At 71.6% G+C, this 8,862-nt stretch carries 8 protein-coding genes; 6 read left to right on the top strand and 2 right to left on the bottom strand.

The features are described 5' to 3' along the window. The 5 genes from ABT360_RS34485 to ABT360_RS34505 form a co-directional block, all read left to right on the top strand. A partial coding sequence (locus tag ABT360_RS34485; RefSeq protein ID WP_351825569.1) for a cytochrome P450 occupies window positions 1-596 on the top strand: 596 nt, incomplete at its 5' end. Beyond that, window positions 593-1,570 carry an NAD-dependent epimerase/dehydratase family protein gene (locus ABT360_RS34490; RefSeq protein WP_351825571.1) on the top strand — a complete coding sequence of 326 codons (978 nt, stop codon included), beginning with the start codon at window positions 593-595 and terminating at the stop codon, window positions 1,568-1,570. The genes ABT360_RS34485 and ABT360_RS34490, both read left to right, overlap by 4 nt. Before the next feature lie 510 nt (window positions 1,571-2,080). Continuing rightward, entirely contained in the window at window positions 2,081-3,037 is a 957-nt protein-coding gene (locus ABT360_RS34495; RefSeq protein WP_351825573.1) for a GlxA family transcriptional regulator, read from the top strand. Window positions 3,038-3,153: 116 nt separating this feature from the next. After that, a complete protein-coding gene (gene gap / locus ABT360_RS34500; protein WP_351825575.1) occupies window positions 3,154-4,152 on the top strand; it encodes a type I glyceraldehyde-3-phosphate dehydrogenase in 999 nt (332 codons plus the stop codon). 318 nt (window positions 4,153-4,470) lie between these two features. After that, entirely contained in the window at window positions 4,471-4,980 is a 510-nt protein-coding gene (locus tag ABT360_RS34505; RefSeq protein WP_351825577.1) for a hypothetical protein, read from the top strand. Window positions 4,981-5,195: 215 nt separating this feature from the next. Here ABT360_RS34505 and ABT360_RS34510 read toward each other — a convergent pair whose 3' ends face one another. Then, on the bottom strand, window positions 5,196-5,732 hold the full coding sequence (locus ABT360_RS34510) for a DUF4240 domain-containing protein (RefSeq protein ID WP_351825583.1): 537 nt from the start codon (window positions 5,730-5,732) through the stop codon (window positions 5,196-5,198). Window positions 5,733-6,726: 994 nt separating this feature from the next. Continuing rightward, a complete protein-coding gene (locus ABT360_RS34515; RefSeq protein ID WP_351825579.1) occupies window positions 6,727-7,536 on the bottom strand; it encodes a dienelactone hydrolase family protein in 810 nt (269 codons plus the stop codon). A gap of 139 nt (window positions 7,537-7,675) precedes the next feature. Between ABT360_RS34515 and ABT360_RS34520 the strand changes: the two genes are divergently transcribed. Next, window positions 7,676-8,722 (top strand): GlxA family transcriptional regulator, encoded by a 1,047-nt coding sequence (locus ABT360_RS34520; RefSeq protein WP_351825581.1) that lies wholly within the window; start codon window positions 7,676-7,678, stop codon window positions 8,720-8,722. Window positions 8,723-8,862 lie beyond the last annotated feature (140 nt).

The raw sequence follows: 8,862 nt of genomic DNA on the forward strand, positions 1-8,862 counted from the left end.
GCGGAGCAGGCCCGCCGGGCGCATCAGGCCCTGGTCGACCACGGCTGCGGCATCGCCACCGGCCCGGCGCGGCAGCGGACGCGGCGCTGCGGGCCATGCTCGCGGTCGCCGCCGTCAACACCACCGTCGCCGCGCTTCCCCGCGCCGCCGCCTGGTGCGCCGACGCCCGGCTCTGGGACCACGCCGCCGACGACCGGCTCCGCCCGGCGCTGGTGGGTGAACTGCTGCGGGTGATCGCCCCCTCCCCGCTGCTGCCCCGCGTGGCGGCGGGCGACGCCGACCTGGGCGGCTGCCCGGTACGCGCCGGGGACCGCCTGATCCTGGTGGCACGGCACGCCGCTCGGGCCCACGACGAACCACCGGACGCCCGTCACCCCGCGCCGCCCGCCGTGGCCCAGCTCGTCTTCGGCGCCGGCACCCACGCCTGCCCCGGCGCGCGGCTGGCCCGCGCACAGCTCGACGACACCCTCGCCGCGCTCGCCCCCCACCGTCCCACCGTCCTGCGCGCCCGGGTGGACCGGGGCGCGGCCCTGCCCGGCTGGCGCTCCCTCACCGTCCGGGCGGCCGACGACCACCGAGCCCCGGAGAACCGATGACCACCATCGCCGTCACAGGGGCGAGCGGCTTCTGCGGCTCCCACGTCGCCACCACGGCCGCCGCCCGCGGCGCCGGCGTCCTGTGCGTCGGACGACGCCCCGGCCCCGTCGGCCGGCACGTCCCCTGGGACGCCGCACGCGAGGTGCCGGACCTGTCCGGCGCCGACCTCGTCGTGCACTGCGCGGCGGCCGTCGGCGATCCGGTGCCCGGCTCCCCGGCCGAGGCCGCCATGCACGCCGTCAACGTCGACGGCACGGCGCGGCTGCTGGAGGCGGCCGCCGGCCGGCCGGTGGTGTGGGTGAGCAGCGCCAGCGTCTACGCGCCCGGCCCCGGGCGCTTCCGGATCACCGAGGATCATCCGGTGCGCGGGCACCTGAACGCGTACGGCCGCACCAAGGCCGCCGGTGAGGCGCTGGCGCTCGCCGCGGGCGCCGTGGTGCTGCGGCCGCGGGCGGTCTACGGCGCCGGGGACCCGCACCTGGTGCCCCGGCTGCTGTCCCGCGTCCGCCGCGGACTGCTCATGCTGCCGGGACCGAGCGTCCGGCTCAGCCTGACGGCCGTCGAGAACCTCACCGACGCCTGCCTCATGGCCGCCGGCTGGCCCCCGGGCGCGTACAACATCGCCGACCCGGCGCCATACGAACGGGACGAGGCGGTCCGCACGGTCCTGCACGCCCATGGCCTACGGGCGCGTATCGGCCACATCCCGCTGCCGGTGGCCCGTACCGTGGCGGGCGCCGCCCAGGCGCTGGCCCGGCTGCGCCCGCACACGGAGCCGCCGCTCACCCGCTACGCCGTCGACCAGCTGGTGCACTCCGTCGTCCTGGACGTGTCCAAGGCCGAGTCCCAGGGATGGACAGCTGATCGCACACTGAAGGACTACACAAGTACGTCGCAACCCGGCTGCGGGGCACTACGAAGGCCAGGACCAGCTGGGCAACCCACATCTCAGGGCAGCACGACCGGCACATGAAACTGTTGTCACCCCACCGTTGAGACGGTTCCCAGCACGGCTGCTGTCCGTGTCCCTGCGTTGCCCCGCTCCACATGCCCTTGCCTCTCCCCGTCCCTGGGTGCATTTCACGAACGCCCGCGGTCAGCTTGAGCAGGCCTGGTGCCTGGCACCTGAAGGGAGGTGGCCGACCCGGCGCTGCGCGACGGAATGGCCACGGACTACTTCGGGGTACCGCTTCTCCGGCCGCTTCTGCCGAGAACAGCGCGCACTCGGGGGAACGGACGCGGTCCTGGTATTCGGTCCGGTCAAGGTTCTGGGGTGGGGCGAACACAGCCATCCTGCGCGACGGGCTGCCCCCGTACGCCCTGAGCCCCACGAGGCACCCGCCTGACCTCCGTCGTCCCTGCGACGTGTGCTCAGCAGTTCCCGGGCTCCGGACCGCAACGTGAAAGACAGCCCGGCCGGTGTGTCGTCTGCCCGGTCCGTGCGGTGGGCGTATCGGAGTCCCGCCCCGCGTAACCTCTTCCTGTGCCTGCACCCCGCCTGCATCGCGTCGCCGTCCTTGTGCTCGAGGGTGCGAAGCCGCTCGACGTCGGAATTCCTGCGCAGGTTTTCACGACCCGCGCGAGCATGCCGTACGAGGTGCGGGTGTGCGGGGCGACACCCGGTCTCGTGACCGGCGGGGATGGCCTCGCGTACTCCGTCGCCCACGGCCTCGACGCGCTGGCGTGGGCCGACATCGTCTTCGTCCCCGGCTACCGGTTCCCGGACCGCGACGACCCGCCGCAGGCCGTCGTCGACGCACTGATCGCCGCCCACGACCGGGGCGCGCGGCTCGCCGCCATCTCGACGGGCGCCTTCGCGCTCGCCGCCACCGGCCTGCTCGACGGCAGGCGCGCCACGACGCACTGGCACTACACGCGAGCGCTCATGGCCAGGCATCCGCTCGTCCAGGTAGACGAGAACGTGCTGTTCGTCGACGAGGGCAGCGTGCTCACCTCGGCCGGCGCCGCCTCCGGCATCGACCTGTGCCTGCACATCCTGCGCGGCGACCTCGGAGTGGCCGCGTCCAATCACGCGGCCCGGCGTCTGGTTGCCGCGCCCTACCGCAGCGGCGGCCAGGCACAGTACGTGCCGCGCAGCGTCCCCGAGCCGCTCGGCGAGCGGTTCGCCGCCACCCGCGAGTGGGCGTTGCACCGGCTCGGCGAACCCCTCACCCTCGACATACTGGCGCGGCAGGCGGGGGTCTCGCCGCGCACGTTCTCCCGGCGCTTCGTCGAGGAGACCGGCTACACGCCGATGCAGTGGGTGATGCGCGCCCGCATCGACCTGGCCCGCGAACTGCTCGAGCGTTCGCAGCGCGGCGTCGAACAGATCGCCGCCGACGTGGGGCTCGGTACCGGCGCGAACCTGCGCCTGCACTTCCAGCGCATCCTCGGCACCACACCGAGCGAGTACCGGCGCACGTTCACCCGGGGCGAGTAACCCGCCCGGCACCGTCCGGCGGGTGTGGCGGGATCCTTGTGAACCATGGCGATCCCGCCACTGTCGGCGGCGCCGGTCGCGGGCGAGCCTGATGGGGAAGGGAAGGGACATCACTCATGACTCGCATCGCCATCAACGGATTCGGCCGCATCGGACGCAATGTGCTGCGCGCACTGCTGGAGCGCGACAGTGCCCTCGAGATCGTGGCCGTCAACGACCTGACGGAGCCCGCCACTCTCGCCCGGCTGCTCGCCTACGACAGCACGGCCGGCCGGCTCGGTCGCCCGGTCACCGTCGACGGGGACGCCCTCGTCGTCGACGGTCGTCGGATCACGGTGCTGGGCGAGCGCGAACCGGCGCAGCTGCCGTGGGCCGAACTCGGCGTCGACATCGTCCTGGAAGCCACCGGCCGCTTCACCTCGGCCAAGGCCGCCCGGGCCCACCTCGACGCGGGCGCGAAGAAGGTACTCGTCAGCGCGCCGTCGGACGGCGCCGACGTCACGCTCGCGTTCGGGGTCAACACCGACGCCTACGACCCGGCCGTGCACACCATCGTCTCGAACGCCTCCTGCACCACCAACGCGCTCGCGCCGCTGGCCGCGGTCCTCGATGAACTCGCCGGTATCGAACACGGGTTCATGACGACGGTGCACGCCTACACGCAGGAGCAGAACCTCCAGGACGGTCCGCACCGCGACGCCCGTCGCGCCCGGGCCGCCGGTGTCAACATCGTGCCGACCACGACCGGCGCCGCCAAGGCGATCGGCCTGGTGCTGCCGAACCTCGAGGGCAAGCTGTCGGGTGACTCGATCCGCGTACCGGTGCCGGTGGGTTCGATCGTCGAACTCAACACGACCGTCGCCCGCGAAGTGACGCGCGACGACGTGCTGGCGGCGTACCGTGCCGCAGCGGAGGGGCCGCTCGCCGACATCCTCGAGTACTCGGACGACCCGCTCGTGTCGTCCGACATCACGGGCAATCCCGCCTCGTCGATCTTTGACTCGGCCCTCACCCGCGTCGACGGCCGCCACGTCAAGGTCGTCGCGTGGTACGACAACGAGTGGGGCTTCTCGAACCGCGTGATCGACACGCTCGAGTTCCTCGCCATCCGCTGACCGGACGCGGGGTGGTGCCCCCGCTCCGGCGACCACGCCGGCCAGCACTTCCTTTGGGCGCTCTGGTTGACCAGTCGGGCAACCAGAGCGCCCAGTCACAGAAGCGGGTCCGTCCAGCTTCCGCAGCGTGCGGGAGCGCCACGGCCCTACCCACGGGCCCCGCCGATCCGCTCCATCTGGCCGAGGTGTTCGGGTTCGGCGAGAAGACAGCGATGCGCTATGCAGAGTCCGCGCGAGCCCTGTAGGAACAGGCCGCTGAACAGCACCTTCGATGAAACCTGCTAGACCGGGACACGCCGTGAAGGGAACCATGGGCAAGTGACGTCGACCAAAGCAGCAGCGATCGCTCTCCAGGACCATGCTGCCCTCTGGAGTGTGGGGGAAATCCGGGCGAGCGATGTCGTCAGTGCCGCCTGTAATGCGCTCGTCGCCGGACTCGACACCCCCGGCCTTCGAAGCCTCGCCGCCTGCATCCGCGCCGAGGCGGACTACGACGTCCACGGCTTGCTTCCCGCAGCACTCGACGAACTCGGCCTCACCTTCTACCCGGTCGCCAGCGAGGCCGGCCAAGAAGCCGCCGCCCGAGCCCTCGCACGCCACATGCTCGCCGGCGAGCTCACGCCTCGGGAGTTCACTTTTCGGATTCACCAGCGCTACGGACATGAGGTGCCTCTGACCGAGCGGCTCGCCGAACTCGACGATGAGTACGACGTCCTCGAATACGGCGACAGAACCGTGGACCAGGTCGATGCCGAGGTCACGGCCGAAGCCCGCCGCCTCGCGGCCCACCCCAAGGTTCCCTCCCAAGCCACGGATACGCCCAGTTGATGCACAGGGACCGACCCGGCGAGTTCCCGCTGAACAGGCTTCGATCTCCCTGAAGCCATGGGCCTCTGCCGCCTCGGGACTGGTAGGCCCACATGTTGAGGTGTCGCATATTCGTCAGCGGAGACGTTTTCATGCCCTCATGGTGTGACGGACCGTGATGTGCGGGAGCCTCGCCCTCCGCTGTTCGACCTCGCCTTGTAACTGCGAGCTTCGGTTCACTGCATATAGAGAGCTGCCAAGCGGGGCAGTCGGTGAGTCATTTCGCTGTGGTCGTCGAAATCGAAGTTCCAGGTGGGGTCCAGCTCCGGGTACCGGATGGTGAACGCATCGTCAGGGAGTTGTTTGCCGGTCGCCATGATGTGTGCGTTCCAGACGATGCTTAGCGCCTCCTCGCACTCGAGATCGAGTCCGTCGGCCGCTGACGCTCGCACGATGGGCAGTTCTGCCAGGGCATCGGGGTCAGCGACTATGCGCTCGAAGGCCTCGCGTCCCTGCGCGATCAACCAGCCACGGAAGTAGTCGAAGCCGTCGTCGGAGCATCCACCGTTGATCACGTAGGCAGCGGCCCACAGAGGGTTCGTGTAGGAGGCTGCCATCAGGTTCCACAGCACCTGCTGAGCGGCGACGATCTCCTCGGCCGGGTGCGTGGCCAGCTGCGAGGTTGCCCGGCGGGCGACATCCTCGCCGTCGTTCGGGTTGGACGCCTGGTTGCGGGCTGCCTCAATGAGCTGCCAGAACTGCTGTTTGTTCATGGCGGCAGAGCATGCCACCTGGTTCTGACATCGGGCCGGTCCCGGGGGCTTGGCCCACCAGAGCAACCACGTCGCTCCTGTCAGCGTGTGTGATCGCCGGGCGCATATGGCGGTCTTGTCGTGGTGACCCAGCGCCTTCGCGATGACGGGTGCCGGCGCTTGGAGGACGAGCTGGCGGATCGCGGCGGCTCTGCCGCGCTGTGGCGGAACGCCGATCTCACGCAGGTGGACCTGGAGACTGACCGGGTTCGGGTTCATCGGCTGTTCGGGCCAGCGGCCGGGAAAGAGCCACTGTGCGCTTCTGCTACTGGCGGATGGCAGGTGCTGGCGCAACCGGATGTAGGCCCGCATCACGTCGGCGACGGGCTCCGGCAGCGGGGAGAGCGGGTCTCCCAGTTGGACGGTGACGGTCGTCCCGTCGTCGGTGATGCCATCGACGGTGAGGCGGACGATACGGCTGACGGGTTGCGCATAGAGGCGAACGAGGGGGGCGGCGGCCCGGGCCCGCAGGGACAAGGAGTCGTCATCGAGGACACGCCGGAGCATCGCGGGCCAGCGGTGCTGGTGCAGCGGTTCCCGGTCTTGGGTGATGACCTCCGGGCAGAGCAAGACGGGGCATCCGGCCGGTCTTCATGCCACCACCGCAGGAATGACTGGGACGGACGGCGGGTGGCCAGGTTCTCGGTGTGCCAGGCGTCGATATCACCCTGTTGGCACTGCCCGATGGAGCGGCTCGGTCGGCGAGCCATGCGAGGCAGGCACCAGCCTGGGTGACCTCCCGTTTGGTGTGGTTGGTTTGGGAACGTCCCAGCGGTCCCTTCTCCGTCTTGGCCCGCAGGCGCCGCATTTGGTGCCAGGTGGCGAAGTGCCGGAGGTACTGACGGTGTTCCGGGGCTCCTCCCAGGGACCCCCACCCCCGAAAGAGCCACCGACCAGCGTCAAGACACCAAGACCAACTGTCTCTCACACCATTGCCCCCGACGGGCGATCGCGGTCAGCGGCCCGGGCCCAGGCGGTCGGTGAGGAAGGCGAGGATCTCGTCGCGGGCCTGGACCGTGGGGTGGCCGGCCTCGTCGACGAGATGGGCGGTGACGACGCTGTGCGGAGTGCCGACGAGTTCGGCGAAGGAGGGCGGCGGAGCCGGGTTGGCGGCGCCGGCCTGGAGGACGCGCCCGTCGAAGGCGTCACCGAGCAAGGCGCGGTAGGCGGCGAAGCGCCGGCCCGTGCACCAGCGGTCGCCTTCGAAGCGGTAGGCGAGGACGGTGAGTCCGTCGCGGTCGAGCCGGTCGCACACCGCGCGCGCGTCCGCGGTGTCGAGTTCGAGTCCTCCGGGGTCGTCGAGCGGCAGCGACGGGTGGTTGACCACGGGGGCGATCACCGCCGGTTCCAGGGCCATGGTGAGGGCGAAGTTGCCGGTGAAGCACAGGCCGATCGCGCCCACCCCCGGCCCACCGCAGGCGACGTGGGCTTGGCGTGCCAGGCCGCGCAGCCAGACCGTCACCGGGCTGGTGCCGCCCCCGGAGAAAGCGCGGAACTCGGCGCTGACGCAGGCGCGGCGGACGACTTCCCGGCCGCCCTCGACCGTGGGGTAGGCGCCGTCCGTCCCGAACAGGGAGGGCACATGGACGGTGAAGCCCGCGTCCCGCACCCAGCGCGCGAGCCGCAGGACGTCGGGACTGATGCCCGGCATCTCGGGCATCACCACGACCGCGGGCCCGGCCCCGGCCACGTACACCGTCTTCTCCACCCCCTCCACGGCCATGCTCCGGCGGGTGAAGTCGGTGATCGGATCGTCGTCGCTCATGGGGCAAGCCTGGTCCCCGGGCCGGCCGCCGGGTGAGGGGCGGGATCGCCGAGGACAGGGGTAATCTCGCCACACGAGCGAGGCCAGCGGGTTGCGGTCGGCGACCGGGGGCCAGGGGCACCAGAGGGGTACGGGACCGATGGCGGAGGCGGCGCGGCAGGCGGAGGAAGTGGTGGGTCCGGGCACGGGGCCGGATACGCTGCGGGTCGGGGTCCTGGCGTACCCGGGCTGTTTCGCGTCCGAAGTGTCCGGCGTCCCCGACCTGTTGACGATGGCGGAGCATGTCGCCGGACCGGACGCGCCCGGCTACCGGGTGTCAGTCGTCTCGCCGCGCCGCCGCGTCACCGCCTCGGGCGGCGCGAGCCTGGACGTGCGTCCCTTGTGCGAGGTCGACGTCCTCGTGGTTCCCGGCTTCGAACTGCGCCCGGACACCGACCTCGACGCGCGGCTCGCCCGGCTGGCTCCCGAGATCGCGGCGATCCGCGCGCAGGCCGCCGCCGGCACCGCCGTCGTCTCCCTGTGCGTGGGCGCGTTCCTGCTCGCCGGGGCGGGGCTCCTCGACGGGCGCATGGCCACCACCTCCTGGCTGCACGCCGGTGAACTGGCCAGGCGCTGCCCGGACGCCGATGTGCGGCCCGAGCGCCTGGTCGTCACCGACACGGGGGTGACGACCACGGCCGCCTTCAGCGCCATGTACGACTTCGCTTTGGACCTTATCCGCCGGCACAACGGTGCTGCGGTGGCCCGGACCACCGCACGGGTGGCGCTCGTCGATGACGCGCGGACATCCCAGACTCCGTACGTCGACCCACGGCTCCTCCCGCAGCCCGGCCGGGAATTCTCCCAGCGGGTGATGCGGCGGCTCGATCAGAACCTCGCCGAGCGGTACGACCTCGTCGCGCTGGGGGACGTCTTCCAGGTCAGCACGCGCACGCTGCTGCGCCGCTTCGCCGAAGAGACCGGACGCAGCCCGCTGGCCCATCTGCAGGCCTCCCGGGTCCGCCGCGCCCGCCATCTTCTGGAGACCACCGACCGCACGGTCGCCGCCATCGCCGCGGCCGTCGGCTATCAGGACCCCGGCACCTTCGCCGCCCTCTTCGCCCGCCACACCGGTCGCCGCCCGAGCGCCTACCGGGCCGCCTTCCGCCGTCCGGAGCGGACATCGGCCCCGGACGGCGAGGTCTAGGCCTACAGCTCGGCGGGCACGGCCGGCCGGCTCACCGGGCTGCTCGGCTGCGCCCCTGGACTTGCGCTGGGAGCGGCCGAACACCTCCTCCATGACCGTCTCCACCGTCGCCTCGGCCAGCAACCCGGCGAGCGGCGCCG

The sequence above is a fragment of the Streptomyces sp. NPDC000229 genome, assembly GCF_040300825.1.
Classification (GTDB): domain Bacteria; phylum Actinomycetota; class Actinomycetes; order Streptomycetales; family Streptomycetaceae; genus Streptomyces.

Bases quoted from the DNA above. Each gene is read 5' to 3' on its own strand.
- ABT360_RS34490 (WP_351825571.1), top strand. From the start codon at position 593: ATGACCACCATCGCCGTCACAGGGGCGAGCGGCTTCTGCGGCTCCCAC.
- gap (WP_351825575.1), top strand. From the start codon at position 3,154: ATGACTCGCATCGCCATCAACGGATTCGGCCGCATCGGACGCAATGTG.
- ABT360_RS34510 (WP_351825583.1), bottom strand. From the start codon at position 5,732: ATGAACAAACAGCAGTTCTGGCAGCTCATTGAGGCAGCCCGCAACCAG.
- ABT360_RS34515 (WP_351825579.1), bottom strand. From the start codon at position 7,536: ATGAGCGACGACGATCCGATCACCGACTTCACCCGCCGGAGCATGGCC.
- ABT360_RS34520 (WP_351825581.1), top strand. From the start codon at position 7,676: ATGGCGGAGGCGGCGCGGCAGGCGGAGGAAGTGGTGGGTCCGGGCACG.